At 75.5% G+C, this 26116-nt stretch carries 25 protein-coding genes; 11 read left to right on the plus strand and 14 right to left on the minus strand.

Annotated features, from left to right (window positions below; translation table 11 throughout):
• Window positions 1–149: 149 nt before the first annotated feature.
• The 10 genes from ribA to DQ239_RS01375 all read right to left on the minus strand — a co-directional run bounded on the left by ribA (window position 150) and on the right by DQ239_RS01375 (window position 11259).
• Complete coding sequence (ribA, locus tag DQ239_RS01330; RefSeq protein ID WP_113832461.1) at window positions 150–806, minus strand: GTP cyclohydrolase II; 657 nt, start codon at window positions 804–806, stop codon at window positions 150–152.
• Window positions 803–1522: a RibD family protein gene (locus tag DQ239_RS01335; RefSeq protein WP_113832462.1), complete on the minus strand. Its 720-nt coding sequence runs from the start codon at window positions 1520–1522 to the stop codon at window positions 803–805. The genes ribA and DQ239_RS01335 overlap by 4 nt, the downstream gene beginning before the upstream one ends.
• On the minus strand, window positions 1515–2513 hold the full coding sequence (locus DQ239_RS01340; protein ID WP_113832463.1) for a lysylphosphatidylglycerol synthase transmembrane domain-containing protein: 999 nt from the start codon (window positions 2511–2513) through the stop codon (window positions 1515–1517). The genes DQ239_RS01335 and DQ239_RS01340 overlap by 8 nt, the downstream gene beginning before the upstream one ends.
• A 22-nt stretch (window positions 2514–2535) precedes the next feature.
• Window positions 2536–3618: a glycosyltransferase family 4 protein gene (locus DQ239_RS01345; RefSeq protein ID WP_113832464.1), complete on the minus strand. Its 1083-nt coding sequence runs from the start codon at window positions 3616–3618 to the stop codon at window positions 2536–2538.
• Entirely contained in the window at window positions 3615–4013 is a 399-nt protein-coding gene (locus DQ239_RS01350; protein ID WP_113832465.1) for a 6-carboxytetrahydropterin synthase, read from the minus strand. Before DQ239_RS01350 ends, DQ239_RS01345 begins: the two co-directional genes overlap by 4 nt.
• Before the next feature lie 3 nt (window positions 4014–4016).
• Window positions 4017–5000: a zinc-binding alcohol dehydrogenase gene (locus tag DQ239_RS01355; RefSeq protein ID WP_113832466.1), complete on the minus strand. Its 984-nt coding sequence runs from the start codon at window positions 4998–5000 to the stop codon at window positions 4017–4019.
• Window positions 4997–7333: a CDP-alcohol phosphatidyltransferase family protein gene (locus DQ239_RS01360; protein WP_199582446.1), complete on the minus strand. Its 2337-nt coding sequence runs from the start codon at window positions 7331–7333 to the stop codon at window positions 4997–4999. Before DQ239_RS01360 ends, DQ239_RS01355 begins: the two co-directional genes overlap by 4 nt.
• A gap of 133 nt (window positions 7334–7466) precedes the next feature.
• Window positions 7467–8363, minus strand: a complete 897-nt coding sequence (locus tag DQ239_RS01365) for a methyltransferase domain-containing protein (RefSeq protein WP_113832467.1) — start codon at window positions 8361–8363, stop codon at window positions 7467–7469.
• Window positions 8360–9130 (minus strand): class I SAM-dependent methyltransferase, encoded by a 771-nt coding sequence (locus tag DQ239_RS01370; RefSeq protein ID WP_199582449.1) that lies wholly within the window; start codon window positions 9128–9130, stop codon window positions 8360–8362. Before DQ239_RS01370 ends, DQ239_RS01365 begins: the two co-directional genes overlap by 4 nt.
• Before the next feature lie 149 nt (window positions 9131–9279).
• Window positions 9280–11259 carry an arabinofuranosyltransferase gene (locus DQ239_RS01375; protein WP_158544756.1) on the minus strand — a complete coding sequence of 660 codons (1980 nt, stop codon included), beginning with the start codon at window positions 11257–11259 and terminating at the stop codon, window positions 9280–9282.
• A gap of 173 nt (window positions 11260–11432) precedes the next feature.
• Between DQ239_RS01375 and DQ239_RS01380 the strand changes: the two genes are divergently transcribed.
• Window positions 11433–11903: a MarR family transcriptional regulator gene (locus DQ239_RS01380; RefSeq protein ID WP_113832469.1), complete on the plus strand. Its 471-nt coding sequence runs from the start codon at window positions 11433–11435 to the stop codon at window positions 11901–11903.
• Window positions 11900–13390 (plus strand): DHA2 family efflux MFS transporter permease subunit, encoded by a 1491-nt coding sequence (locus tag DQ239_RS01385; RefSeq protein WP_113832470.1) that lies wholly within the window; start codon window positions 11900–11902, stop codon window positions 13388–13390. The genes DQ239_RS01380 and DQ239_RS01385 overlap by 4 nt, the downstream gene beginning before the upstream one ends.
• 65 nt (window positions 13391–13455) lie before the next feature.
• Here DQ239_RS01385 and DQ239_RS01390 read toward each other — a convergent pair whose 3' ends face one another.
• On the minus strand, window positions 13456–13848 hold the full coding sequence (locus DQ239_RS01390) for a VOC family protein (protein WP_113832471.1): 393 nt from the start codon (window positions 13846–13848) through the stop codon (window positions 13456–13458).
• A 120-nt stretch (window positions 13849–13968) separates the two neighbouring features.
• On the opposite strand from DQ239_RS01390, the gene DQ239_RS01395 reads away from it, so the two are divergent.
• Genes DQ239_RS01395 through DQ239_RS01405 form a run of 3 tightly spaced genes read left to right on the plus strand, consistent with a single transcriptional unit; the run spans window position 13969 to window position 17737 of the window.
• On the plus strand, window positions 13969–15048 hold the full coding sequence (locus DQ239_RS01395) for an NADH:flavin oxidoreductase (protein WP_113832472.1): 1080 nt from the start codon (window positions 13969–13971) through the stop codon (window positions 15046–15048).
• Complete coding sequence (locus tag DQ239_RS01400; protein WP_113832473.1) at window positions 15045–16367, plus strand: alpha-amylase family protein; 1323 nt, start codon at window positions 15045–15047, stop codon at window positions 16365–16367. The genes DQ239_RS01395 and DQ239_RS01400 overlap by 4 nt, the downstream gene beginning before the upstream one ends.
• A complete protein-coding gene (locus DQ239_RS01405; RefSeq protein ID WP_147251957.1) occupies window positions 16367–17737 on the plus strand; it encodes an MFS transporter in 1371 nt (456 codons plus the stop codon). Before DQ239_RS01400 ends, DQ239_RS01405 begins: the two co-directional genes overlap by 1 nt.
• 18 nt (window positions 17738–17755) lie before the next feature.
• On the opposite strand, the gene DQ239_RS01410 is transcribed toward DQ239_RS01405, so the two are convergent.
• Together DQ239_RS01410 and DQ239_RS20240 are read right to left on the minus strand one after the other, a co-directional pair.
• Complete coding sequence (locus DQ239_RS01410; RefSeq protein ID WP_113832475.1) at window positions 17756–18817, minus strand: aminoglycoside phosphotransferase family protein; 1062 nt, start codon at window positions 18815–18817, stop codon at window positions 17756–17758.
• Window positions 18811–19812 (minus strand): hypothetical protein, encoded by a 1002-nt coding sequence (locus DQ239_RS20240; protein WP_158544757.1) that lies wholly within the window; start codon window positions 19810–19812, stop codon window positions 18811–18813. Before DQ239_RS20240 ends, DQ239_RS01410 begins: the two co-directional genes overlap by 7 nt.
• 132 nt (window positions 19813–19944) lie before the next feature.
• On the opposite strand from DQ239_RS20240, the gene DQ239_RS01420 reads away from it, so the two are divergent.
• A complete protein-coding gene (locus tag DQ239_RS01420; RefSeq protein ID WP_113832476.1) occupies window positions 19945–20343 on the plus strand; it encodes a nuclear transport factor 2 family protein in 399 nt (132 codons plus the stop codon).
• An 8-nt stretch (window positions 20344–20351) separates the two neighbouring features.
• Here DQ239_RS01420 and DQ239_RS01425 read toward each other — a convergent pair whose 3' ends face one another.
• A complete protein-coding gene (locus DQ239_RS01425) occupies window positions 20352–20555 on the minus strand; it encodes a zinc-ribbon domain-containing protein (protein ID WP_113832477.1) in 204 nt (67 codons plus the stop codon).
• Window positions 20556–20620: 65 nt separating this feature from the next.
• Between DQ239_RS01425 and DQ239_RS01430 the strand changes: the two genes are divergently transcribed.
• From DQ239_RS01430 to DQ239_RS01450, 5 genes are read left to right on the plus strand one after another with little or no spacing between them, the layout of a single operon-like run.
• Window positions 20621–22189, plus strand: a complete 1569-nt coding sequence (locus DQ239_RS01430) for an acetyl-CoA acetyltransferase (RefSeq protein WP_113832478.1) — start codon at window positions 20621–20623, stop codon at window positions 22187–22189.
• 29 nt (window positions 22190–22218) lie between these two features.
• The gene (locus DQ239_RS01435) at window positions 22219–23136 is read left to right on the plus strand and encodes an NAD-dependent epimerase/dehydratase family protein (protein ID WP_113832479.1); all 918 of its coding nucleotides are present in this window, start codon (window positions 22219–22221) and stop codon (window positions 23134–23136) included.
• A gap of 10 nt (window positions 23137–23146) precedes the next feature.
• Complete coding sequence (gene serA, locus DQ239_RS01440) at window positions 23147–24358, plus strand: phosphoglycerate dehydrogenase (RefSeq protein ID WP_113832480.1); 1212 nt, start codon at window positions 23147–23149, stop codon at window positions 24356–24358.
• Between the two features lie 49 nt (window positions 24359–24407).
• Entirely contained in the window at window positions 24408–25349 is a 942-nt protein-coding gene (locus DQ239_RS01445) for an NAD(P)H-binding protein (RefSeq protein ID WP_113832481.1), read from the plus strand.
• Window positions 25346–26113 (plus strand): type II CAAX endopeptidase family protein, encoded by a 768-nt coding sequence (locus DQ239_RS01450; protein ID WP_233488617.1) that lies wholly within the window; start codon window positions 25346–25348, stop codon window positions 26111–26113. The genes DQ239_RS01445 and DQ239_RS01450 overlap by 4 nt, the downstream gene beginning before the upstream one ends.
• Window positions 26114–26116 lie beyond the last annotated feature (3 nt).

A 26116-nucleotide genomic window follows, 5' to 3' on the forward strand; every position in this document is an offset into this window, starting at 1 on the left:
TCCCCCCTGTGGCGGTCGAGGCCTCCGCTCCGCCGCCCATCCAACCGCCGGGCGGCGCCGCCGACCAGACGTCCTGCTCGCGGTGTGGCAGCGAGGTGCGCGGTCGACGGCGAGCTCGGCGGCCACACCGCGAGGTCGAGGTCGGGCGCTCACCCGGCGGCAGCCGTGGACGGCGGGACGGTGCCGGACCGCTCCACCGAGCCGAGGCCGTGATGACCGTTGCGGGCCTTGGTGGAGAGGTAGCCGGCGTTGGCCTCGGAGCGGTGCACGGCCGTGGGCACCCGCGCCGCGACGGCCACGCCCAGCCGCTCCAGCTGCACGGCCTTGTCCGGGTTGTTGCTCAGGAGGGCCACCGTGGACACCCCGAGCGCCTGGAGCATCTGCGCCGCGACCGTGTAGTCGCGCTCGTCGGGTGCGTGCCCGAGGGCGAGGTTGGCCTCGTAGGTGTCCAGGCCGGTGTCCTGCAGCGCGTAGGCGTCGAGCTTGTCGTAGAGCCCGATGCCGCGCCCTTCCTGGCGCAGGTACAGCAGGTGCCCGCCGGCGACGGTGATCCGCTCGACGGCTTCCCGGAGCTGCGGGCCGCAGTCGCAGCGCTGGCTGCCGAACACGTCGCCGGTGAGGCACTCGCTGTGCGGGCGGACCAGCGGGACCGGCGGCGGGGTCCCGCACTCCAGCGCGAGGTGCTCCCGGCCGTCGACGAGCCCGGTGAAGGTGCTGACGAGCGCCGTCGTGCTGTAGCCGTCGGTGAACCGCAACGGGATCCGGACCTGCGTGCGGATCGCCGCGTGCGGCGCCGCGGACGTCATCGGACCGCCCCGGCAGCCGGTTCGGCGCAGAACCGCTTGGACAGGGCGTACCGCAGCAGCACGACGTCGCCGATCTCCCGCACCCCCGCGAGCTGCGCCCGGCGGGACGCGTTCCAGGGGAAGCACCCGTCGCCGACGAGCCGCGGCGCGCGGGAGTCGCCCACGAACAGCGGCGCCACGACCAGGTGGAGCTCGTCCACGAGGCCGGCGGTCAGGAACTGGGTGAGGACGGTGCCGCCCCCCTCGACCATCACGCGGTCGACCCCGCGCGCCGACAGGTGCTCCAGCACGCCCGCCACGTCGACGTCGGCGGCCGCACCGGTCGCGACGACCGTGGCCACCGCACCCAGCCGGGCCCGCACCCGCGCGGCGGCCGGACCGGGGCAGTAGACGATCTTGTCCGAGTCGCCCGTCGTGAAGAAGGCGGCGCTCGCGGGCAGGTCCCCGCGCCGGGTCAGCGTGACCTTGACCGGGGAGGCCGGGCGGCCCCGGGCGACCCGCTCGGCGCGCCGGGCCGCCGAGCGCACCACCAGCCGCGGGTTGTCCGCCCGGATGGTCGTGGCACCCACGAGGATCGCGTCGCAGCGGGCGCGCTCGGCGTCGACCCGGTCGAAGTCGGCGGCGTTGGACAGCAGCAGGCGCGCGGTCTCCGCGCTGTCCAGGTAGCCGTCGATCGACATGCCGCAGCTGAGCAGGGTGTAGGGCCGGTCAGCCATGTGCCGCTCCGTCTTCTCGGATCCCGCCGCGCACGACGACGGGCACCGACCCCCGGAGGGGATCGGCGGGCCGGACGGCCGGCGGCGGGCGCCGCCGGCCGGCGAGGAGGACGACGGCGCCGGGGAGCACCGCGACCAGGGTCAGCACGCCGAACGCGGTCGCGACCGAGCCCCCCGCGGGGGCGCCGACGTCGGCGCTCGCGAAGACCCACACCGCGGCACCCTCGCGGGGCCCCCATCCGGCGACGTTGACCGGGATCGCGGCGGCCAGCAGCACGACCAGCGCCAGCGGGAGGAGCCGCTGCGCCGAGGCCTGCACCCCGGCGGCCCGGGCGGCGACCAGGAACATGGCCACGTAGCCGCCGACCGCGAGGAGGGAGGCGAGCAGGACCGGTGCGAGGACGGTCGGCCGCAGCAGGCACCCGCGGGCCTCGAGCGCCGCGCCGCGCAGCGCCCGGCCCACGCGGGCGGGTCCGTGCCGCGCCACGCCGCGCCCCGTTCCCAGCAGCACGCCCACGGCGCCCGCGCCCAGCAGGGCGATCCACGGCACCGCGGCCTGCAGCGGCGAGGGGTAGACCGCCAGCACGGCCAGCGCGACCGCTCCCTGCACCAGCTGGCCCGCGACGCGCTCCCAGGCGACGGCGCGCAGCCCGCGCCCGAGGTCGCCGGCGTCGATCCCGGACCGCACCCCCCGGTGGACGTCGCCGAGCACGCCCCCGGGCAGCGCGCTGTTGAGGAACTGCGAGCGGTAGCAGGCCGCGGTGGCGGCGGGCAGCGCCAGCTCGTCGCCGAGCGCGTCCGCCACGACGCGCCAGCGCCAGGCCTGGCACAGCGTCGTCGCCGCGCCGAGCGCCAGGGCGGCGAGCAGCGTGCCGGAGCCGAGCCGGCGCACGCCGTCCACGAGCGGGTCCGGTCCGACCCGCCAGACGACGACGGCGAGCACCAGGACGCCGCCGAGCAGCCGCACCGCTGCCCATGCCCGTCTGCTCATGGCGACCGGCCTTCCGTCCGCATCACCCGCCACCCCGGATCTCTACCGGGTCCGCTGCGTCCGGGACAGAGGCCAGGACCCCGCTCACGAGATCGCCGGTGCGGGCCCAGCCCGGCAGGGCGTCCCGCCGGGCCAGCGCGGTGCTCCGGAGACGGCAGCGCAGCCGGTCGTCGGTGAGCCAGCGCTCGAGCGCCCCGGCCAGGGCGGCCGGGTCGTCCGGGGGGACGAGCAGCCCGGGCACGCCCGATGGGGTGCGCCCGACGGCCTCCGGGAGACCGCCGACCGCGCTGGCGACCACGGGGACGCCCGCGGCCAGCGCCTCGACGACGACCATGCCGTAGGTCTCCGCGCGGGACGGGACGACGAGCAGGTCGGCGTCCGCGTACTCCCGGCGCAGGGCCTCCGCGGTGCAGGTGCCCGGCATCCGGATGCGGCCGGCCAGGGCGGGCACTGCCTCCCGGACCAGCGAGGCCGCGAAGCCCGGTTCCCGGTCGGACGGACCGACCAGGGCGCAGCTCCACGGCAGGGCGGTCATCCTCCCCAGGGCGGCCAGTAGCACGTCCTGCCCCTTGAGCCGGGACAGCGTGCCCACGCACAGCAGCCGCTGCCCGTCGGGCCGGCGTCGGCTCACCGGCGCCGGATCGCTGCCGGGGCGCGCGACGTGCACGCACGCCGCCGGCAGCCGGTACCGCTCGAGCACGCGGCGACGGGTCCACTCGCTGGTGGTGACGACGGCCCGCGCCGCGGAGAGGACGGCCGCCTCGCAGCGCGCCGGCACGGCGCCGTCGTCTTCCCCGAAGAGCATGTGCACGAGGACGACGAACCGCAGGCGGGACGACCGCGACACGAGCACCGGGGCGGCCGCGGAGGCGATCAGCCCGTCGACCAGGACGAGGGCGTCAGAGGGGAGCGTGTCGAGCTGCGCCGCCAGCGCGGTCAGCGCGCGGTCGTCCGGCCGCGGCCAGCCGCCCTCGACGGCGATCTCCGAGACCGTCCAGCCCACGGCGCGCAGCCGGTCGCAGACCTCCCGGTCGTAGCGGTTGCCGCCGCTGACCCGCGCCGGGTCGTCGATCCCGGCCGGCACGACGACGAGCAGGCCGCTCACAGCCCGCGCTCGTAGCTCGCCCAGGCCACGTGCGACTCGTGAAGCGTGACGGTGAGCCCCTCGAGGCCGGCGCCGCCGGGGCACAGGGCGCCGTCGCCGATCCGGGCGGCGAGCCGGTCGGCGACCACGCGGGCCAGCGCCTCGGTCGTCGTGTTCGTCCCCGCCAGGTCGGGGTCGTCGTCCAGGTTGCGGTAGGTGAGCTCCCCGAGCACCGCGTGCAGGGCGGTGCCGGCGGCCCCGATGTCGACGACCAGGCCGTCCTCGTCCAGCTCCGACCGGCGGAAGGTGGCGTCGACGACGTAGGTCGCGCCGTGCAGGCGCTGCGCCGGGCCGAACACCGCGCCGGTGAAGCTGTGCGCGATCATCATCGAGTCGCGGACCGTGAGGGTGAACACCGATCACTCCTGGGCGTCGTAGCTGATCGTGTGGCAGAGGGCCGGCAGCCGGCCGGCCGCGAGCCGGGCCATCACCCCGGGCAGGTCGTCGAACGGCGACGCCCCGGTGAGCAGCGCGTCGAACGCCGGATCGCGCAGCACGTCCAGGGCCAGCGCGCGCCGGTCGCGGGGGCTCCGGGAGCTCCGGCGCGCCGGTGCCACGACGCCCACCTGGCTGGCGCGCACGGCCAGCCGGCGGGAGTGGAACGCGGCTCCCAGCGACAGCGTCACCTCCCGGTCGCCGTACCAGCTCACCTCGAGCACGGTGCCCTCGGCGCGGAGCAGCCCGAGCGACAGCTGCAGCCCCGCCGCGGTGGCGCTGGCGTGCACCACGAGGTCCCGTCCGCCCGCGGCGTCCTCCGGTGCGACGAACGGGACGCCGAGCCGGGCCGCGACGTCCGCCCGGCTCCGGTCGACGTCGACCAGCTGGACGTCGGTGCCCGGGAACCGCGCCAGCAGCCGCGCGACGCAGCACCCGACCATCCCGGCGCCGACGACCGTGACCCGGTCGCCGAGCAGCGGCGGGGCGTCCCACAGCGCGTTGATCGCGGTCTCGACCGTCCCGGCGAGGACGGCGCGCCGGGCCGGGACGCCGTCCGGGACGGGCAGCACGGCGTCCGCGGGCACCACGTACGCCGTCTGGTGCGGGTACAGGCAGAAGACGGTGCGTCCGAGCAGGTCGGCCGGTCCGCGCTCGACCACCCCGACGTTGAGGTAGCCGTACTTCACCGGGCCGGGGAAGTCGCCGTCCTGGAAAGGGGCGCGCATCGCCTCCCACTGGCTCTCGGGCACCTCGCCGCGGAAGACGAGGGTCTCCGTCCCCCGGCTGATGCCCGAGTGGAGGGCCCGAACGAGGACCTCGCCGGCACCCGGCTCCGGGAGCCGCACCGTCCGCAGCTCGCCGGCCCCGGGCTCGCGCAGCCAGAAGGCGCGGACGTCGCCGGTCATCGCGGTTGCCGGAGCGCCTGCGCGCCGGACGCGGGGGTGAAGGCCTCGATGAACCGGTCCCGGAACTCGTCCATGGGCCACACCGGTGCGCTGCGGCTCGGCAGCAGTCCGTCCTGCCAGTTCCAGGCGTCGACGCGGTCGAGCACGTCGGCGTCGGAGGTGACGACGGAGATCGGCACGTGGCGGGTGGCATCGGGACCGGCGACCAGGGGCAGGGGCTGGTGGTCGCCCAGCAGGACCAGGACGAGGTCGTCGTCGTCCAGGTCGACGACCCAGGAGATCAGCGCCTCCAGGGAGTAGGCGACGGACTCGCCGTAGAGCCGGCGGACGGTGTCCGGGTCGCGCCAGGCCTCCTCCGCCTGCAGTCCCTCGGCCGGCATGGGGTCGAAGACGGAGCCGTCGCCGAGCTCCTCCCGCGGCACCATCCGGGGCAGGGGGGTCCACGGCTGGTGCGAGGTGGTGAGGTCGATCTCGGCCATCAGCGGCCCGTGATCGGGGCCGAGCTCGCGCCGCTGGAAGGCGTCGAGGACGTACTGGTCGGGCATGGGGGACCAGCTGAACGCCGGCCCCTGGTAGCCCAGGTCGAACCGGCCGTAGAGCTGGTCCAGGCCGTAGAACGAGGCGCCCTCCGGCCACGGCCGGTCGTTGGCCGGGTTGACGCCGACGGTGCGCCACCCCGCCTGGCCGAACGCGCCGCTGAGCGTGAGCCGGTCGCTGGCCAGGAGCTGGTCGTAGCGCGACTGGTTGTCGATCCAGAGCCCCGACTGCAGCGTCGCGTGGGCCATCCAGCTGCCGCCGCCGACGATGGGGGAGTCGAGGAGGGCGCTGCGGGTCTCCTGCCCGGCCCGTGCCAGCTGCGTGTCGCCGTCGCGCAGCACCGCAGTGACGCCGGGGGAGAGGTCCGGGTCCTCCAGGGCGACCTGCCCGTAGCTCTCGACGAAGACAAGCAGCACGTCCTTGCCGCGCAGGGCGCTCAGCGGCTCGGTCTCGGGGAGCGCGGCGAGCGGGTCGGGGGAGCGGGTGGCCTCCTCGAAGCGCTGCTGGTCCTCCAGCGCCGTCCGGACGTCCCGGCCGTGGACCAGGGCCAGTCCGGCGGTGCTCGCCGAGGCGACCGGCCCGGCCGGGGCGAGCTGCAGCGACAGCGCGGCGCACACCGCCCACACGAGGCCGACGGCGGCCAGTCCCCGGACCGACCGGCGCGCGTTCCGGGCGGTCGCGCTGCTGAGCCGGAGCGTCGACCCGACGACGAGGACGGCGAGCAGGGCCAGGCCCAGCCCCGCCACGACCAGCGCGACGACGGTCGAGGCGGTCCCGATCGAGTCGCGCAGCACCCCGACCGCGGCGCGGAGGGCGCCCCAGTCGAAGACCGGGTTGAAGCGTCGGCCCCACTGCGCGGTGAAGCCGGCGTCCAGGAGCTTGACGACGACCAGCAGCGCCAGCACGGTCCCCGCGGCAGCCGCCACGACCCGCCGGGGCCGGGACGGGAGCAGCAGCCCGATCGCGACCAGGGCCAGCCCCTCCAGCGGGATGCGGGCGAACGCTGCCGGGGTCAGCTGGTCCAGCCGGGGCGGCAGGACGAGCGCCGTCCACACCACCGCCGTCGCGGCCAGCGCGCCGGCCGCCCGCACCGCCCGCCGGGTGCGCGGACCCGCGCCGGCCCGGTACAGCCAGACGACGCTGTGCGCGAACGACTCGGCGAGCAGCAGCAGCGCGACCGCCAGCGCGACCGTGGCGGCGAGCGGCGGCAGCACGCCCGACACCGCGACGGTGAGCACGATGCCCTGGACGGCGGCGACGACCTTGCCCCAGAAGCGGTAGGGGAGCGGAGCGGCCAGCCACGGGACCGCCCACCCGGCGACCAGCAGCACGTACCGCGCGGCGCCGATGGCCAGCACCCAGCTCCCGTGGTCGCGCGCGACCGCGACGCTCAGCACGAGGATGAGGAAGGCGTCGGCCTCGCCGTCGTAGCGGGCGCCGAACGGCGTGACGGTCCCGGTGCGGCGCGCCACCCGCCCGTCCACCGCGTCGAGCAGCAGCGCGACCGACGCCAGGACGACCAGCGCGGGCACCGCCGGCGGCCCGCCGGCGGAGTCGACGACCAGTCCCGCGGCCCCGGCGCTCAGCAGCGCCCGGGTGAGGGTGACCCGGTCCGGCGGGAGGATCGGCTGCCCGCGCCGGGCCCGCCCGACGGCCATCAGCGCGGTCGCCGCCCAGCCGACGGCGAGGCCGGCGGCCCAGCCCGCCGCGCCGAGGCCGGTGGTCAGCGAGAGGACGCCGAGGAGGGCGGGCGTGGCCAGCGCGCCGGAGGCCGCCTCCGCTCGAACAGTGCCCACGGCGCCTCCGCAGCGATCCACGCCCTCGCCGCGGCTCACCGGTGGGGCGTCGAACCACGGACATGCGGTGTAGCACGGATGGGCGCCGGCGTGGGCCCGCTCCGCCACGGGAACCCGGCGGCGGGCCCGGTGATCACCCGGGCGACCTGCCCGCGACGTCGAGCTGGTGGGCCAGGTAGACCAGCTCGCCGCGGGCCAGCTGGTGACGGCGGGCGGCGAGCCAGCCGGCGAGGCCGGCCGGTGCGGCCGGACCGGCCAGCTCGTCCTGGATGGTCCGGAGGATGCACTCGAGGAACCAGGCCTCGTCGTCGGGGTAGCTGCCGTCCGGGCCGGCGAGGACGACCCAGTCCGACGAACCCGCCGCCCGAGGGGGCGCGCCGGCCGTGCGGAGGTGCCCGATCAGGTGCCGGCCGGCCCGGCGCTCCCCGGCGGGCCGGCCGTAGCGGACCCGGTCGTCCATGCTGCGGTGGTAGGCGCCCAGGACGGCGTCGTCGGCGGGGTGGTCGGGTTGGAAGACGCTGTCGCCGTCGAAGGTGACCGTGAACCAGTAGGCGCCGTCCGGGGCGAGGAGCGCCAGCAGGGGCGGCAGGACCGACGGCACGTCCACGACGTCCAGCACGGCGTTGGCGATCAGCAGGTCGACGGGTCCGGCTCCGCCGGTCCGCAGGTAGCCGCCCAGCTCGGCCTCCATGAGCCGCACGCGCAGCCCGCCAAGGCGCACCCCGTCCGGCAGCGTCTGCGCCGGCAACCCGCGGGCCTGGGCCCACGCGGAGAGCCAGGCGCGGGAGTCCTCCAGCAGCCGGGGGTCGACGTCGAGCAGGGTGTACTCGCCGTCGCCGATGACCTGCCAGTCCAGGAGGCGGGCCACCATCGTCCCCAGCCCCGCACCGATCTCCAGGACCCGCGGCGGGCGCGGCGGCAGCAGGCGGCGCAGCTCGTCGAGGACGGGGCGGTTGAGGGCCCGGTCGTCCACGGTCCGCTTCGCGGCCAGGTACCGGCTGTAGGGATGGCTCGCCGTCCCGGCGCTCACCGGTCCACTCCCTTGCGGGCCACCACCGCGAACTTCCGCACCCGGCCGCCGCCCAGCCAGTCGCACCACAGCTCGTGGGCGGCGATCAGCTCGGCCGCGGCGGTGGCCCCGACGTGCCGGGCGACGGTGCCCGCGTCCGCCCGGTAGGACGCCAGCAGCGCGGTCGCGGTGGCGTGGTGAGCGACGCTCCACTGCTCCTGCCAGGTGACCGTGAGCCCCGCCGCCCCGAGCATGGCCCGGAGCTCCGCCAGCTCGACGAGCCAGACCGTGTCGGCGTCCGGCATCCGGGCCCGTTCTCCCGGTGCGAGCGGCCGCCCCTCCTCGACGGTGAAGGCGAACCGGCCCCCGGGCGCGAGCACCCGCACCACCTCGGCCAGGAGGGTCGGTTTGTCCGGGAAGGCGAGCATGGTCTCCAGGAGGAGGACGACGTCGACCCGGGTGTCCGGCACCGGCGGGATCTGCGCCTGCTCGAAGCGGCACGGCAGGTCCCCGGCCAGGCGGCGGGCGATCTCCACGGCGCTCGCGGAGCAGTCCAGCCCGAGGTAGCCGCACCCCAGCTCGGCCACCAGCAGGCGGCCCGGACCGGCCGTGCCGCAGCACAGGTCCAGCACCGACACCCCCGGGCCGATACCGGCGCGGTGCGCCAGCCGGCGGATCTCGGCGGCACGCAGGAAGCTCTCCTGCCCGACGTACTCGCCCGCGGGATAGGCGGCCGCCCGGGCGTGCTCCAGCGCCGCGACGAACGGGGCGCGCCGGTCCTGCCTCACTGCCTGCTGCCCATGGTGCCTCCGGGATCGGCCGGTGCGGACGTCGTCGGACCGGCAGCGGACCGACCGGGGACGCCCGCACTCTGGCCGGTCCGGCGGCCGGCAGGAAGGGGGTGCCGCGCCGGGCTGCGCGCGGCGTCCCCGTCGCGTCAGCGACGCAGCGCGACGACGACGATCCGGCCGAGCTCGATGCGCTCGAACTCCGGCCCGGTCAGCACCCGGTCGGGGAAGGCGACCGCGTCGCGGACCGTGCGGTCGGGGAAGTCGTCGACCGTGAACGGCAGCAGCAGGTCTTCGCCCGTCCGCTGCAGCACCAGCCCGTCGACGGCGTCGAAGTCGTTGCTCCGCAGGAGGTCGGCCGCGCACGCCGAGGTCGGGCAGTCGGCGACCTCCTCGAGCAGCTCCCTGCGGTCCTCGAACCGGCCGTTGGGGTGGGAGTAGATGCTCTTGAACGTCAGGAACCCGTGCACGGGCGTCGTCGCCAGCAGGTCCACCTGCGAGGTGACCAGCACCGCCTCGTCCAGCGGGACGTCGGGCCGCAGCTCCCGCCAGGCCGCGCGGACCTCCGTCACCGGCGGGTCGGCGGGGTCGACGAAGAGCGTGGGGATGTAGGGCGGCCCGTCGGGGTCCCCGGCGGGCACCGACCCGTCGGGGTAGCGCGTGGTCTGGGCGGTGAGCGCGTGGTGCCCCACCACCCAGTCCGCGGCGAGGTGGTGGGCCGCCGACGCCGCCGCGCCGCCCGCGACGACGACGGCGGCGAGCCGGGGGAGCCACGCGGCGCGGGCCGCCGGCCCGGTGCGCCGGGACCAGCGGCCCAGCCAGTCGGCGGCACCGACGACGCCTGCGGCGAGCAGGACCAGGAGCAGGGCGTCCTGCGTCTTGAAGGCCAGGAAGCCGACGTCGGCGCGCTCGGCCAGGGCACCGAGCCCCAGGGTGGCGCAGCAGCCGAGGACGGCCAGCCCCAGCCCGGCGGCGAGCGGGTAGGTGGCGCCGCCCAGGTCCCGGCCGCGCAGCCGGCACCAGGTGGCCCAGGCCAGCCAGACCAGGCCGACCACCCCGGCGGCCTGCGCCTCCTCGAACACCGACGGCAGCACCAGCTCGTGGCCGCCGGGGAAGCCGTAGCGCAGCTGCAGGCCGTCCGACGGGAACCGCAGCCGGGCCACGACCAGGGGCACCCAGGTGGGCGCGGCCACCGCGACGGCGACGGCGCCGATCGCTGCGGCCCGCCGCAGCGGCAGCACGGGCGCGCGGGGCGGACCGGACCGGCGGGGGACGCGGCGCCGCACCGCGTCGTACGCGAGCGCCAGGAGCGTGGCCAGGCCGAAGGGCAGGAACCAGTAGGTGTGCACGAGCGCGAGCAGGCCGAGCACCGCGCCGAGCCGCCAGGCCGGCCAGCGCGCCACCCCCGGCGCCCGCACGTCGCGCACCGCCAGCAGGAACCACGGCAGCAGGCAGGCGAGCACCAGCCACTCGTCGGGCTTGTGCGGCTCGGCGGTCCAGATGGTCACGAGGGCGGCGGCCGGGAGAGCGCCGGCCACCGGCCGCCAGAGGAGGTAGGCGGCCAGCGGGACCAGCACGCCGACGAGCAGCTGGACCGGCTTCACCGCCTCCCAGCCGGGCACGTCGGTCAGCGCCGCGAGCCGGCCCTGGATCCAGCCCAGCGCGGGCGGGTAGTAGGCGGGCAGACCGCGGTAGTTGTAGTCGAATAACCCCGGCGTCTCGGCGTAGCGGGTGGCCATCTGCGTGCGGAAGGCGGAGTCGGAGTACAGCCCGCCCCAGCCCCAGCGGGTGCCGTGCAGCGCCGCCGTGGCCGCCGCACCGATCAGCACGCCCGCGAGGACGGCCCCGGCGTCCGCGGCCGCGCGCGGGCGGTGGCGGGCGGCGAGGGCGACAGCCACGCCGGCCACACCGCCGAGGACGGTCAGGACCGGCACGAGGCGGTCGCGCCACTCCTCCTCCACGACCGACACGTCCCAGAGCGCGACCAGCCCGGCGGTGACGGCCCAGCCCACGAGAGCCGCGGCCAGGAGCAGGAGCGGGCGCAGCCGGCCGACGTGCCGCCGGGCACGCGGTGCGGGGGAGGGAGGAGGTGGGGCGGTGCGCACGTCCTCGGCGGCGGGGGTGCTCACCTGCCGCCGTGGCCGTCCGCCGGCGCCGGGAGCCGGAGGGACGCCGGGCGCGAGGTCATGCGCCCATTCTGGCCCAGCACCGTGGCCGGGGGTCCCGGCCGTGTGGCGCACTTCATCGCGGGACGTCAAACGTCTCACTTCATCGACAGTTGCATCTGCGTTAGTGTTCTCCGGTGCCCACCCAGCCCGAGGATCTCTACGACGTGCTCGTGGACTTCCTGACCCGCCTGATGAACCTCAGCGAGTCCGACGGCCTGGACGCACTGATCGAGAGCGACCTGTCGTTCTCGCAGGCGCGCGCGCTGTTCCTGCTCTCCAAGACCGCCGAGCCGATGCCGATCCACTCCATCGCCCAGGCCCTGGGCCTGTCGATGGCCGCGGCCGGCCGGAACGTCGACCAGCTGGTCGGCCTGCACCTGGTCGAGCGCAGGGAGAGCGCGAGCGACCGCCGGGTGAAGCTCGTGTCGCTGACGCCCGGCGGCGAGAAGCTCGTGGCCCAGCACATCGAGGCCAAGCGCGAGTCGCTCCGGGCCTTCGCCCAGACCCTCGCCCCGGAGCAGCGCGACCAGCTGCACGGGGCACTGACCGACATCCTCGCGGGCGGCGCCCTCCGCCCGGCCCTTGACCAGGAGACCTGCCTGTGACCGACTCCGCTCCACCGTTGCCACCGGCATACCCCGAGAAGATCGACGGGGCGGTGCTCAAGATCGCCGGTGTCGTCGTGCTCGGCGCCATCATGTCGATCCTCGACATCACCGTGGTCAGCGTCGCGCTGCCCACCTTCCAGGACGTCTTCGACGCCACCTACGCCACGGTCGCCTGGACCATGACGGCCTACACGCTGGCGCTGGCCACCGTCATCCCGCTCACCGGCTGGGCCGCCGACCGCTTCGGCACCAAGCGCCTCTACCTGGCCGCGCTGTTCCTGTTCACCGCCGGCTCGGTGCTGTGCGCGGTGGCGACCTCGATCGAGATGCTCATCGCCTTCCGCGTCGTGCAGGGCCTCGGCGGCGGCATGCTCATGCCGCTGGGCATGACGATCCTGACCCGCGCCGCGGGCCCGGACCGCATCGGCCGGCTCATGGCCGTGCTGGGCATCCCGATGCTGCTGGGCCCCATCGCCGGCCCGATCCTCGGCGGCTGGCTGATCGACATCGCCTCGTGGCACTGGATCTTCCTGATCAACCTGCCGATCGGCCTCGTGGCGCTCGCCTACGCCTCCGCCGTGCTGCCCAAGGACCAGCCCAGCCCGACCGAGCGGTTCGACTTCCTCGGCATGCTGCTGCTCTCGCCGGGTCTGGCCCTGTTCCTGTTCGGCGTCTCCTCGATCGCCGAGGGCGGCGAGGGCGCGTCCTTCGGCCCGCGGGTCTGGGTGTCGGCCACGATCGGCGTCGCGCTGATCCTGGTGTTCGTGGCCCACGCGCTGCGGACGGACAAGCCGCTGATCGACCTGCGGCTGTTCCGCAACCGGCGGCTGACGATCGCCACGGTGTCGATGTTCGTGTTCATCATCGCGTTCATGGGTGCCGGGCTGCTGTTCCCGTCGTACTTCCTGCAGGTGCGCGGTGAGACGACGCTGATGGCCGGTCTGCTCATCGCCCCCCAGGGTCTGGGCGCCATGGTGACGATGCCGATCGCCGGCGTCCTCGCCGACAAGGTGCCGATCGGCCGGACCGTGCCGGTCGCCCTGCTCGTGATGGCCGCCGGCTTCTTCGCCTTCACGCAGGTCGACGCCGACACGCCCTACCCGCTGCTCTGCGGCGCGCTGTTCGTGATGGGCCTGGGCATGGGCGGCACGATGATGCCGATCATGACCTCGGCGCTGAAGTCGCTGAGCAACGCCGAGGTCGCCCGCGGCTCGACGCTGGTCAACATCGTCCAGCAGGTCGGTGGCTCCATCGGCACTGCGGTGCTGTCGGTCGTGCTGACCAACCAGATCCGGTCGCGGCTGGAGAACACGACCGACCCGCTGCAGTCGATGGCGGAGGGCTTCGGGGCGACGTTCATGGTCGCCTTCGTCCTGGTCCTGCTCGCCCTCGTCCCGGTGGCGTTCCTGCCGCGGAAGAAGGAGGAGTCCCACCTCCTCGACGACGAGGACGGCGCGACGCCCGCGCCGGTGCTCATGCACTGACCGCACCCGCCCCCACGGGGCACGGCGACGGCCCTCCCGGTCCTCCGGGAGGGCCGTCGCTGCGTTCACCCGGCGGCGTCCTCCTGGTCGATGCACATGATGTTGCCCTCGCTGTCCTTGAACCAGGCCGCCCGGCCCAGACCCTCGAGCGCGGCGATCTCGCCGTCCCAGCGGACCCCGGGCATGTCGTAGACCTCGAAGGTCACGCCCCTGGCCTTGAGGTCGCGCACCTCGGACTCGATGTCGGTGACGTGCCACTGGGCGATGGTGTGCCCGGCCTGGCCGGCGTAGGCCGTCTCGTAGATGGAGAAGGCGGTGCCGCCGTCGGTCTCGTAGGTGAGGGCGGCACCGGCCAGCTCGCGGGTCGGTTTGAGGCCGAGCGTGTCGGCGTAGAAGGCTCGCGCCCGGCCGAGGTCGGCGGCGGGGATGTTGGCTTCGACCCTGCTGGTGTTCAGCACGGCTGGCTCCGATCGGGATCTGCCCCCGTGCGGACGGGACCCCGCCCAGCGTGGCCCTGCCCGGCGGGCCCCGCCACGGTCCGACGTCCCTGTGATCTGCCCCTCCGTACGCTCGGCCGGGTGTCCGACCTCTTCGCGCCCCTGACGCTGGCCCACGGCCCGGCCGCACCCAACCGCGTGTGGCTGGCCCCGCTCACCAACACGCAGAGCCACCCCGACGGGCGGCTCTCCGACGAGGAGCTGCACTGGCTGGCGCTGCGGGCGCGCGGCGGCCACGGGCTGACCATGTCCTGCGCCGCGCACGTGCAGGCCGGCGGGCAGGGCTTCCCCGGTCAGCTCGGCGTCTTCTCCGACGACCACCTGCCCGGCCTGACCCGGCTGGCCGCCGCGCTCAAGGACGCCGGGTCGCTGTCCGCGCTGCAGCTGCACCACGCCGGCATCCGCTCGCCGCAGGAGCTGGTCGGGCAGCCGGTGGGCCCCTCGGACGACGAGGAGACCGGCGCCCGGGCGCTGACTCCCGACGAGGTCGGCCGGCTGGTCGAGGACTTCGCCGCCGCCGCCCAGCGGGCCGAGCAGGCCGGCTTCGACGGCATCGAGGTGCACGGCGCGCACGGGTACGTCGTCGCCCAGTTCCTCTCGCCGGAGATCAACCGGCGCACCGACGGCTACGGGGGTTCCCTGGAGAACCGGGCCCGCCTGCTGGGGGAGATCCTGGACGCCGTCCGCGAGCGGTGCGGCCCCGGCTTCCAGGTCGGCGTGCGGCTCTCGCCGGAGCGCTTCGGCCTGCGCCTGGGCGAGATCCGGGACGTCGCCGCCGAGCTGATGGGCCGGGGTGACGTCGACTACCTGGACATGTCGCTGTGGGACGTGACCAAGGCGCCGGTCGAGGAGGAGTACGCCGGCCGCCCGCTGATGGACTGGTTCACCGATCTCGACCGCGGCACCACCGCGCTGGGTGTGGCGGGCAAGGTGCGCAGCGGGCGCGCTGCCGCCGAGACGCTCGAGCGCGGGGCGGACTTCGTGCTGGTCGGCCGCGCCGCGATCCTGCACCACGACTTCCCCGAGCAGGTGCGTCGCGACGACGCGTTCGTGCCGGTGCCGACGCCGGTCAGCCCCGACCACCTCGCCGCCGAGGGCCTCTCGCCGGTGTTCGTCGAGTACATGCGCAACTGGCGGAACTTCGTCGCGGACGCGTCGTGAGCGCGGACTGGGCCGACACCGTCCTCTGGTGGCACGTCTACCCGCTCGGCTTCACCGGCGCCCCGATCCGTCCCGAGGGCCCGGTCGAGGGCCCGGTGCCGCGGCTGGACCGGCTGCACGCCTGGCTGGACCACGTCGTCGAGCTGGGGCTGAACGGCCTGGCGCTGGGGCCGGTCTTCGCCGCGCAGACCCACGGCTACGACACCGTCGACCACTTCCGCGTGGACCCGCGGCTGGGCACCGAGGACGACCTCCGGCGGCTGATCGACGCCTGCTCCGCCCGCGGCATCCGGGTCTGCCTGGACGGCGTCTTCAACCACGTCGGCCGCGGCCACCCGGCGTTCGCCGCGGTGGAGGCCGACGGGCCCGCGGCGCCGACCGCGGGGCTGTTCCGCTTCGACCGGGACGGCTGGCGGCCGGGGGAGCCCGTGCGCGCCGACGTCTTCGAGGGGCACGACCAGCTCGTCGCCCTGGACCACTCCTCGCCGGAGGTCGCCGAGCTGGTGGTCGCGGTGCTGCGCCACTGGCTCGACCGCGGGGCCGACGGCTGGCGGCTGGACGCCGCCTACGCGGTGCCGCCGGAGTTCTGGGCGCGGGTGCTCCCCGAGGTGCGCCGCACCCACCCCCACGCCTGGTTCACCGGCGAGGTCATCCACGGGGACGCCGCCCGGTTCGTCCGGGCCTCGACGGTGGACTCGCTCACCCAGTACGAGCTGTGGCAGGCCCTCTGGCACGGCATCGCCGACCGGAACTTCTTCGAGCTGACCCACGCCCTGGAGCGGCACAACGGGCTGCTGGCGACCTTCCTGCCGTCCACTTTCGTCGGCAACCACGACGTCACCCGGATCGCCTCGGCGGTGGGTCCCGAGCTGGTGCCGCACGCGCTGGCCGTGCTGTTCACCGTGGCCGGCGTGCCGAGCGTCTACGCCGGTGACGAGTACGGCTGGACCGGCGTCAAGGAGCAGCGGCTCGGTGGCGACGACGCGGTGCGGCCCGAGTTCCCCCCGCGGCCGCCCGACGCGTCGGAGCTGGACGCGACCGCCCGCGGGACGCTGGACGCGCACCGGGCGCTGATCGCCCTGTGCCGGCGGCACCCCTGGCTGACGCGAGCGCACACCGACGTCGTCCACCTGGCCAACGAGCAGGTCGTGCTCCGGTCCGGCACCGCGGGCGCGGCGGTCGTCGTCGCCCTCAACCTGTCGGCCGAGGCTGTCGAGCTGCCCGCCGCGGACGCCACGACGGCGGAGTGCGGAACCGGCCGGCTGGCCGGCGACCGCGTGCAGCTGCCGGCCCGGGGCTGGGCGGTGCTCTCGGCCTGATGTCCGGGCAGCCCGACGTCCCGCGGCCCGAGCGCCGCCGGTGGATCCTGGTGGCCTGCCTCGCCGGCATGTTCGCCACCACCTTCCCGGCGACGATCCTCACCATCGCCGTCCAGCCGATCGCGGTCGACCTGGACTCCTCGCCGTCGACGGTGCTGTGGGTGACGACGGCGCCGCTGCTGGCCGCCGCGGTCAGCACACCGGTGCTGGGGCGGCTCGGGGACCTGCGGGGGCACCGGAGGCTGTTCCTCACCGGGATGGCCGTCGCCGCGCTCTTCGCGGTGGGGACGGCGCTGGCCTGGGACGCCGGCAGCCTGATCACCGCGCGCACCATCTCCCAGCTCGGCTCCGCGGCCACGATCCCGAGCTCGTTCGCCATGCTCTTCCGCGCGCACCCGCCCGAGCAGCGGGTGCGGGTCTCCTCGCTGGCCTCGGCCGTGCTGGCCGGCGCGGCCGTCGTCGGCGTCGTCATCGGCGGCCCGCTCGTGGACCTGGTCGGCTGGCGGGTCATCTTCGCCGTCCAGGCGGCCGTGTGCGTCGCGGCGCTGGGAGCGGCCATCCTCGTGCTGCCGGCCGACCCGGGGGAGCGCGAGCGGATCCCGCTGGACCTGCCCGGGGCGCTGGCCCTGGCGCTGGCCACGCTCGCGCTCACCTTCGGCGTCAACCGGCTCGGGGTCTGGGGCCCGTCACCGGTGCCGATCGCCTGCCTGGTCGCCGTCCCGTTCGCCGTCCGGGCCCTGGTGGTCATCGAGCGCCGGGCGCCGCACCCGCTGCTGCCGCTCCGGGTGCTGTCGTCGCGCAACACCCGCGTGGTCACCGCGGCGAGCTTCTTCCTGGGGGCGGGGTGGATGGGCAACTTCGTGCTCACCCCGCTGCTTCTGCAGTCGGTGATGGGGCTGTCGGCGGGTCTCACCTCGCTGCTGAGCGTGCCGCGTGCGGTCTTCATCGTGGGCGCGGCACCGACGGCCTCCCGCTGGGGGCAGCGGTTCGGCGAACGCCGGCTGGTGGCGGTCGCCGCGCTCGGCCTCGGTCTGGTGATGGCCTCGATGACCGTCGGGGCCCTCACCACGTCGGTCGTCGCCATCGCCCTGGCGCTGCCGCTGTCGGGCTGGGCGTTCGGGCACGCGCAGCCGGGGCTGACGTCGGCCATGGGCCACGCCGTGGACGAGCGCGACTTCGGGCTGGCGACCTCGCTCCAGCAGACGGCGAACCAGATCGGCGCCGTCGTCGGCATCGGGCTGTTCACCGCGCTGGCGGGCGACGCCACGACCGCCGGGCCGTTCGCCGTCGTCTACCTGCTGACCGCCACGTGCGCCTTCATCGCCGTGCCGTTCGCGCTGCTCATCCGGGACGCGCACACGTCCCGCTGAGCCGGTCCGGGCGGGGGATCAGAGGACGTCGGCGGCGTCGAGGTCGAGGGCGTGCCGCGCGTGCCGGTCGGCCATGGCGAGGAACATCGCGTCGCCGCGGTCGGTGCGCTTCACGCTCATGGAGGCCAGCACCGCCATCGACAGACCGGCCCAGGTGCCCCTGCGGTAGTCGAGCCAGCACTCGTCCCAGCCGTAGCCGGCGACCCCGGCGGCGACCAGGCCGTCGTGGTAGCTCCGGACCAGCCGGTCCTCGGCCTCCCGCCGCACCTCGGGGAGCAGGCCCGCGCCCAGGAAGTACGCGAGGTCGCTGGGCCCGACCCCGGTGCCGCAGGTCTGCCAGTCGACGACGGTGACGGCACCGTCCGGGGCGATGAGCAGGTTGTCCAGCCGGTAGTCGGTGTGCGTGATCGTGGCGACCCGGTCGGCCGCCCGGCCGGTGGCGAGCCGGCTGAAATAGATCTCGCCGGCCTGCACCACGTGCGGCGGCAGCGCGGCCGCGTACCGCTCCTGGAAGCCGGCCCACAGCATCGGCAGGACCTCCCCGAGCAGGGCGCCCCGGCCCTCGGGGTCGCCATGCAGCCACTCGAGCTCGGACAGCGCGGGGTCGCCCCACAGCGGGGCGTGCAGGTTGACCAGCTCCGCCACGGCAGCCGCGGCGACGTCGACGTCGCACCCGGTCAGCTGGTCGCCGGGCTCGGCGGACGCGAGGTCCTCCAGCAGCAGCACGAAGGACGCCGTCGCGACGTCGAGGTCGGCGTAGTGCAGTCGGGGCGTGCGCACCGGGAGCCGGTCGGCCAGCTCCTGGTAGAAGCGGACCTCCTTCTCGTAGGAGCGGAAGGCCTTCGCGGTGGCGCGGCTGCCCTCGTCCGCGGCGGGCAGCTTGGCGACCAGCGAGGCCGGCCCCGCGCCCGGGGCGTCGTAGCGCAGCCGGATCCGCGCGCTGTCGCACATCTGGCCGGTGCCGAGGGGGCGGACGTCGGCGGTGAGGACGCGTCCCTCCGCGAGGCTGCCCGACGCCGTCAGCGCGGCGGTCAGCCAGTCAGCGGTCAGCGCGTCCGGGGTGTCGGCGATGCTCAGCACGGCAGGACCCCCTCCACGTCGGTGTCGGGGAAGAAGCGGTGGTGGCGGGCGCCGGTCACCTCGTACACCGCCGTCCCGGAGCGGCCGTCGCCGGTGCGCACCCGGACGACGTTCAGCCCGCCGCGGTGGAACGGCTCGTAGGGCCGCACGAAATCGCCCGCGGCCTCGACCTCGATCGTCCGGCCGTCGGCGAGGACGAACCGGCAGCTGCCCGCGAGCCCGGCCACCTGCTCGCCGTTCTTCCCGTAGGCCGCGACGGCGCCGTCCGGGCCGCGCCAGTCGACGTCGTAGGTGAACCCGACCAGCGGCACCGGGTCGCTGCCGTCGGCGGCGGCCCAGCAGCCGTCGGTGTAGACGGGCGCGCCGTTGGCCAGCTCCCAGTGCCAGATGCCGAGCATCCCGTCCTCCAGCTGGATCTGGAACCAGAGCCAGAGCGGGCAGCGGGCGTGGTCGCGGACGCCCCACGAGTGGTCGCGCTGGCCGGTCCACCCGTCGACGGGGTGCTCGGTGCCGCCCATCGTGTACGTGCCCGTCCAGGTGCCCGACTGCAGGATGTGGCTCTGGTCCCAGACGACGCCGTCGGTGGCGCGCATGGTGCCGCGGCGCAGCCCGTACGGCTGGGTGCGGGCGGTGAAGGTCAGGTCGACGCCGATCGGGCCGGCGTCGGGGTCGGCCCAGAGCCGGACCTCCTGCCAGGGCTTGACGATCTCGACGCGGGCGCCGGGCACCTCGGGGGTCTGCGGGTCGTCGCCGAGCGGCCGGGCGCTGCCGTGCAGGAGCTGCTCGCCGCCGACCCGGCCCATCTGCAGGCTGTCCATCTCGCCCCGCCCCGGGCGCACGGCCATCGTGAAGAAGACGGCGTCCCCGGTGCCCGAGGGGTCGTGCACGTCGAAGAAGTGGCTCTCCCGCCAGTGCGGGTGCGGCGTCGCGACCGCGGGGAGCAGCTCGGGCAGCTGGTGGACCAGCTGCTCGTCGGCGGGGGTGGGACGGGCCACGGGCGTGCCTCCTCGGGGTGTGACCCGGAACACTAGCGAGCGGCGCGCGTCGTCGGCGTCCACCAGCGACGCGTCGACAGGGCAGCATCCGTCGCGGCGCGCGCACGCGTGCCGCTGGGACGAGGAGGCTCCGTGATCGACGACGTGATCGCCCGCTGGCACCGCTACCTGGCCGGCGAGCTGCCGGGCGGCCTCGACGAGCTGCTCGCCGACGACGTCGTCTTCTGGTCGCCGGTGGTGTTCGCGCCGCAGCGCGGCAAGGAGATCACCACCGTGTACCTCGAGACGGCGGCGCGCGCGCTCGGCGGTGGGGAGGCCGGCACCTTCCGCTACACCAAGGAGGTGCTCGCCGGCGACACCGCGGTGCTGGAGTTCGAGACCAGCGTCGGGGGGAGGTACGTCAACGGCGTCGACATCATCACCGTCGACGGAACCGGCCGCATCGTCGAGTTCCGCGTCATGATCCGGCCGCTGCAGGCGATCCAGGCCGTGCACGAGCAGATGGGCCGGCTCCTGACCGCCGGCGGCTGACGACGCGCTCAGACCTCGACGGCCCACCCGCAGATGCCGCAGACCTCCAACTGCCGCCGTCCCCACCGGGCGACCGGGATGAAGAAGACGGTCAGCTGCCGGACCACCCGCACCCGCGCCCACGTCGTGGTGTTCCCGCAGTTCGGGCAGGTGCGGACCGCTCCGGGTCCGAGTTGCTGCTCCTTGGTGCCGAACCCGAAGAGGAAGAACATCGCTCCACCGTAGGCACCGGCACGCCGGCCGGTCCGCCGTCGGGGTGGTGGGAGACGATCGGCGCATGACCCTCGCAGGCCTCGATCCACGGACCCCGGTGCTGGTCGGCGTCGGGCAGTCCTCCGAGCGCATCGACAGCCCCGGGTACCGCGGCCTCTCCGCCGTGGACCTCGCCGCCGCGGCCGTCCGGGAGGCGCTCGCCGACACCGGGGCGCACCCCGAAGTCGTCGCGGCCGCCGTGGACACGGTGGCCGGGGTGCGCCAGTTCGAGATCTCCTCGCCGGGGGCGACCGCCCCGCTGGGCCGGTCGGACAACTACCCCCGCTCGGTGGCCGGCCGGGTCGGTGCCGCACCGCGGCGGGCGGTCCTCGAGGTGGTCGGCGGGCAGTCGCCCCAGCACCTGGTGAACGAGTTCGCCGCCACGATCGCCGCGGGCGGTGCCGAGGTCGTGCTGCTCGCCGGGTCCGAGGCCATCTCCACCGCGCGGCACCTGGCGGCGGCGGCCGACCGGCCCGACTTCACCGAGCACGTCGACGGCGACCTCGAGGACCGCGGTCACGCGCTCGACGGGCTGTTCCCGCCGCGCGCGGGCGAGCACGGCATCACCGGCGCGCCGGCGATGTACGCGCTGTTCGAGAACGCGCGCCGGGCGCGGCTCGGCCTCCCGCGCGAGGAGTACGCCCGGACGATGGGGGAGCTGTTCGCTCCGTTCACGCGCGTGGCCGCGCGCAACCCGCACGCCGCGGCGCCGGTCGAGCGGGACGCCCTCGAGCTCGTCACCCCGACGCCGGCCAACCGGCCGATCGCCGACCCCTATCCCCGGTACCTCGTCTCGCGGGACCAGGTGAACCAGGGCGCGGCGGTGCTGCTCGCGTCGGTAGCCGCGGCGCGGCGGCTCGGCGTCCCGGAGGAGAAGTGGGTGTTCCTGCACGGGCACGCCGACCTGCGCGAGCGCGACCCGCTGGACCGCGCCGACCTGGGCAGCAGCCCCGCCTCGGTGCTCGCGGCCCGGCACGCCCTCGACGTCGCCGGCGTAGGGGTGGCCGACCTCGCGACCTTCGACTTCTACAGCTGCTTCCCGGTCGCCGTCTCCGTCACGGCGGTCGACGGGCTGGGGCTGGCCCCCGACGACCCGCGCGGGCTCACCCTCACCGGCGGGCTGCCGTTCTTCGGCGGCGCCGGCAACAACTACTCCATGCACGCCATCGCCGAGACGGTGCAGCGGGCGCGCACCGCTCTCGGGACCGTCGGCTTCGTCGGCGCCAACGGCGGCATGCTGAGCAAGTACTCGGCGGGCGTCTACTCCACGACGCCGGTCGCCTGGCGGGGCGACGACAGCGCCGCCCTGCAGGCCGGGGTGGACGGCTGGCCGGCTCCCGCGCAGGCCGGGCGGGCCGACGGCTGGGCCACGATCGAGACGTACACCGTCACGCACGGACGCGCGGGGAACCGCACCGGCGTCGTCGTCGGCCGGCTGGCGGACGACGGCCGGCGGTTCCTCGCCCGGACCGACGACGGGGACGACGACGTGCTCGGGCTGCTCTCCACCGGTGAGCCCATCGGGCAGCGGGTGTTCGTCCGGTCCACCGAGCGCGGCAACCGGGTGACCTGCGGGGCGGCCCACCGGGCGTGACCGGGGCGGTCGCTGGCAGGGTGGGGGCCATGGCCGACTCCTCTCCCGTCGTCGTCGTGACCGGTGCCAACGGACTCGTGGGCGCCGCGGTGTGCCGGGCCCTCGCCGCGCGGTCGGCGCAGGTGCGCGCCGTCGTCCGCCGGGCGGGCAGCGCGCCCGCGCTCGACGGGGTGACCGAGCACGTCGGCGACTTCGCCGACGAGAGCTTCGCGCGTGAGGTGACCCGCGGGGCCGACGCCGTCGTCACGACGGTCCACCCGATGGGCTCCTCCCGCGAGGAGCAGCACCGGGTGGGCGCCGAGGGCACGCCCGTCCTCGCCCGGGCCGCCCGGGAGAACGGGGTGGCCCGGCTGGTGCACGTCTCCACGGCCGGGGTCTACGACCGCTCGCCCGAGATGGGCGACGTGGCCGAGGACGGCGCCCTCACCCCCGACGGCAGCGGCGCCTACCCCGACACCAAGAACGCCACCGACGCCGCGCTCGCGCAGGTCGAGGGGCTCACGACCGTGCTGGTGCGGCCGCCGGCGATCATCGGCGCGGGGCAGACCTCGGTGTGGAACACGCTGCGCCCCCGGGCGGTGCGCGACGGCCACCGCCGGGCGAACCCGGAGCAGACCTGGTCCTGGGTGCACGTCGACGACCTCGCCGCGTTCATCGCCGACGTCGCCACGGGTGCCGTCGCCACAGCCGACGACCCGGAGCGTGGGCCGGTCGCCGGGCGCGCGACCCCGGTGATCGTCGCGGGCGAGCCGGCCACCTGGCGGGACTACCTCGGCACGGTGACCGACGCGCTGGGGGTCGCGCCCGAGTGGACCGACGAGCCGGTCTGGACCGGGCAGCTGCGCACCGACCGGGCGCGGCGGTGGGGCTGGGCGCCGCGGGTGGATCTGGGCACTGCCCTCGCCGAGCTGAGGCGCGGCGTCAGCGCCGCCGACCCGGGCGACTAGATTCGGGGGCATGCCGAGAGCCCTGCTGCTGGAGAACATCGACCCGGTGGCGGTCGAGCTCCTCGAGTCCGCCGGGTACGACGTGGAGACGCGGCGCGGCGCCCTGGACGAGGGCGACCTGATCGACGCGCTCGACGGCGTCACCCTGCTGGGCATCCGGTCCAAGACCCAGGTGACCGCCGGCGTGATCGCCGCCCGCCCGGAGCTGCTCGCCATCGGCGCCTTCTGCATCGGCACCAACCAGATCGACCTGGGCGCGGCCGCGCAGGCCGGGGTCGCGGTGTTCAACGCCCCGTTCTCCAACACCCGCAGCGTGGTGGAGATGGCGCTGGCGGAGATCATCATCCTGGCCCGGCGGCTGGTCGACCGGGACCGCGCCCTGCACTCCGGCACGTGGGACAAGTCCGCGGCGGGCAGCCACGAGATCCGCGGGCGGACGCTGGGCATCGTCGGCTACGGCAACATCGGCAGCCAGCTGTCGGTGCTGGCCGAGGCGCTGGGCATGCGGGTCGTCTACTACGACCTCGAGGACAAGCTCGCCCTGGGCAACGCGCAGCGCTGCGACACCCTCGACGAGCTGCTCGAGCGGGCCGAGGCAGTCACCCTGCACGTGGACGGCCGCGGCGGGAACGCCGGGCTGTTCGGTGCCGAGCAGTTCGCCCGCATGCGCCCGCGCAGCCTGTTCCTCAACCTCTCCCGCGGCTTCGTCGTCGACCACGAGGCGCTGCGCGAGCACGTGCTCAGCGGCCACATCGCCGGCGCAGCGGTCGACGTGTTCCCCGAGGAGCCGCGCGAGCAGGGCGACCCGTTCGACTCGGTGCTGCGCGGGCTGCCCAACGTCGTCCTCACCCCGCACGTCGGCGGATCGACCCAGGAGGCGCAGCGCGACATCGGCCGCTTCGTTGCCGGCAAGCTCGTGAACTACTCGCGGGCCGGGACGACGACGCTCGGCGTCAACGTGCCCACCGTCGTCCTGCACGGGCAGTCGGCGGCCCGGTTCGCCCTGCTGCACCGCAACGTGCCCGGCGTCCTGGCCCGGGTCGACGCGCTCGTGGGGGAGCACGGCCTCAACGTCGACGGCCAGGTGCTGGCCACCCGCGGCGAGCTGGGCTACGTGCTCACCGACGTGAACGAGGAGCTGCCGGCCGGGCTGCTCGAGGCGCTGCGGTCGCTCCCGGAGAGCCTCCGTCTCACCACACCCCAGGACCACCGCGCCCGCTGACCAGGGTTCCCGGCGTGCGGCGACGGCGTCCCGGCCCCAGGCTGGGCCGGTGAAGGTACTGGTCACCGGCGCGTCCGGGTTCGTGGGCAGCCGCCTGGCCGCCGCGCTGGAGGAGGCGGGGCACGAGGTCCGGGCGATGACCCGGCGACCGGAGCGCTACGACGGGCCCGGGACGCCGGTCGCCGGGGACGTCGGGGACGAGGACTCGCTGCGGACGGCGCTCCAGGGCGCGGAGGCCGCCTACTACCTGGTGCACTCCCTGGACGACCCGGACTTCGAGCGCAAGGACGCCGACGCGGCGCGCGCCTTCGCCCGGGCCGCGGCCGCGGCGGGTGTCGGCCGGATCATCTACCTCGGCGGCCTGGGCAAGGACGACGACCGGCTGTCCAAGCACCTGCGCAGCCGTCGCGAGGTCGAGCGGCTGCTGGGCGGGACCGGGGTGCCGGTGACCGTGCTGCGCGCGGGCATCGTCGTCGGCCACGGCGGGGTGTCGTGGGAGATGACCCGCCAGCTCGTGGCCCACCTGCCCGCCATGGTCACCCCGCGGTGGGTCAGCACGCGGACGCAGCCGATCGCGGTCGCCGACGTCGTCCGGTACCTCGTCGGCGTGCTCGAGGCGCCGGAGGCCACCGGGCGGGTGTTCGAGGTGGGCGGCCCGGAGGTGCTCACCTATCTGCAGATGCTCATCCGGGTCGCCGACATCCAGAACCGGCACCTGTTCGTCGTCCCCGTGCCGCTGCTCAGCCCGCAGCTGTCCTCGCGCTGGCTGGCGCTGGTCACCGACGTCGACCTGGCGACCGGCCGCTCGCTGATCGACTCCATGACCAACGAGGTCGTCGTCACCGACGACGCCGTCCGGTCGGTCGTGCCCTTCGAGCCGATGGACTACGACGCCATGGTGATGACCGCCCTGGTCGAGCGGGCCCGCGAGCGCCGGCGGCGGGTCGGCGACCGGCGCGGCGGATGGCTCAGCCGCGGAGCCCGCCGGTGAGCGGCGGCGGATCGGGGCGCGGGCTCCGGGCGCGGATGCTCCGGGCCGCCGGGCCGTTGCTGCGCAGCGTGCCCCGCGACCACTGGGAGAGCGACGAGGCCTTCCGCCGCCGCCGGCGGGTCACCGCGGCGACCGCTGTGGCCGGTGCCTCGCTGCTCGGGGTCTCGCTGTCGACGCCACCGGGCTCGCCCCGGTTCTACGGGCTCACGCTCGGGGTCGCGGGCACCTGGGTGGTCGGCGGGCTGGCGTCCGGGCCGCTGCACCTGGGCCGGATGTTCGGGCCGGGGGAGCAGCTGCGCCGGCCGGTCGTCACGCCGGTGCTCTCCGGGATCGGCGCGTTCGGCGCCTTCTACGGCGCGGCGCTGGTCGCCCGGCGGATCCCGGTGCTCGAGCGGGCGATCGCCTCGGTGCTCCGCTACGCCGACCAGGGGACGACGCCGCTGGTGCTCACCACCACGCTGGCCAACGGCGCCGCGGAGGAGGTCTTCTTCCGCGGCTCGGTCTACGCGGCGGCCGGCACGCGCCGCCCGGTGCTCGCCTCGACCGCCGTCTACGGGCTGGCCACGACCGCCACCCGGAACCCGGCGCTGGTGCTGGCCAGCGTGCCGATGGGCCTGCTCTTCGCCCAGCAGCGCCGGATCACCGGCGGCATCCAGGCGTCGATGCTCACCCACGTGGTGTGGTCGGCGCTGATGCTGCGCTACCTGCCGCCGCTGTTCACCCGCGGGCTCGCCGAGGAGCGGCGCACGGCCGACGACGGGTGAGGC

The sequence above is a fragment of the Blastococcus sp. TF02-09 genome (assembly GCF_003319105.1).
Classification (GTDB): Bacteria; Actinomycetota; Actinomycetes; order Mycobacteriales; family Geodermatophilaceae; genus Blastococcus.